This is a genomic window from Hyphomonas sp. (assembly GCF_013823385.1).
Lineage (GTDB): Bacteria > Pseudomonadota > Alphaproteobacteria > Caulobacterales > Hyphomonadaceae > Hyphomonas.
Genome location: NZ_PNMA01000156.1, coordinates 1 through 1,166 on the forward strand (window position 1 = coordinate 1; position 1,166 = coordinate 1,166).

Below are 1,166 nucleotides of genomic sequence, written 5' to 3' on the forward strand. Positions count from 1 at the left end.
GTGAACGCGTAGGACGCCTCACTCAGCAAAGGGGCAGCGTTACCTGGCCGACCTCTTCGAGAGGCTCTATAATCGGCGTGAATGTGCGGGAACTGCCCGCATAGGTTGGATAGCCCGCGATGTTGTCCTCGATAGTCTGGAATCCATCCTGGCGGTCGTTGACGGGATAGATGCCCTCGCCCATCTTTTCGATGAGCGTTTGCAGCGAAGGGGCGATGCCATCGAAGAAGATCCGGCTAGCCGCGCGAACGCCCGCAATGTCGCCTGTCCTGGCTGCATCAAGAAACCGGTCGCTCGCCTCCAACAGAAACCCTGTGCGGACAGCATAAGAGTCTGCCATCCAAAGGAGGCGAAAAAACGCCTGGGGAATGAACTGCGAGACAAGATTGGCAAGGGTGCTTTCCTTGCCACCCAGGACGATATGCGTGAGCCCCATTGCACCGAGAAAAAAGTCCTCGTGGTTCACTGGGACGTTTCGAATGCGTTCGTCGATGAATGCCGCGAGAGGGCCAAGATTTCCACCCCCGGACTGCGCCAATCGGACTGCCCCAATCTCGACGATGGCGCCCAACGAAAGGCGCCATTCCTCAACTTGGCTCTGCGAGAATGTTGAGATGACATAGGACGTGCCTGAGCGGGTAAGATAACCACCAACCTTCAAGGCGACCAGCAGCCTGCGCGCCCTATTGATATGAAGCCCGTATTGCGCAGCCATATCCGGGGCAGAATACGGTGCTCCAGCCTTGAGCTCGCCAAATAGAATGCGCTCTCGAAGATCGAGATATGTCGCGTCAGTCTTCGATAACATGCTCTCAACGGCTCGCTTGAATTCAGCGTAACCGCTCCCCTTCTGGTATGATTCCGGCACCCCACGCAATCGCTGATACAAATCGAATCGGCAATCGCCTCCTAACCCCTCGCAGCGTTGAACCTATGATTGTCTTTTTGGCGTAAAAACGCTACGGAAAGGCTAGGAGAACGCCGATGGACGATTTCAGCCACAAATCGAGCATGGATCCGATTACCTATGCTGTGATGACCGGCGATATCTCTCGCGGCGCGTCCCCATCTGATCTCCCTGGCCATTTCGGCGACCTTAGGAGCCCGGATGAGTATCTGACCTACGGAGGGAAGTCTTCGAAGGGTGGCTCGGCGATTGCACTGGT

At 56.3% G+C, this 1,166-nt stretch carries 2 protein-coding genes; one reads left to right on the top strand and one right to left on the bottom strand.

Annotated features, from left to right (window positions below; all coding sequences use genetic code 11):
• Positions 1-22: 22 nt before the first annotated feature.
• A complete protein-coding gene (locus C0456_RS20700; protein ID WP_291056646.1) occupies positions 23-808 on the bottom strand; it encodes a hypothetical protein in 786 nt (261 codons plus the stop codon).
• 176 nt (positions 809-984) lie between these two features.
• On the opposite strand from C0456_RS20700, the gene C0456_RS20705 reads away from it, so the two are divergent.
• Positions 985-1,166 (top strand): hypothetical protein (locus C0456_RS20705; protein WP_291056648.1); only part of this gene is annotated, 182 nt, incomplete at its 3' end.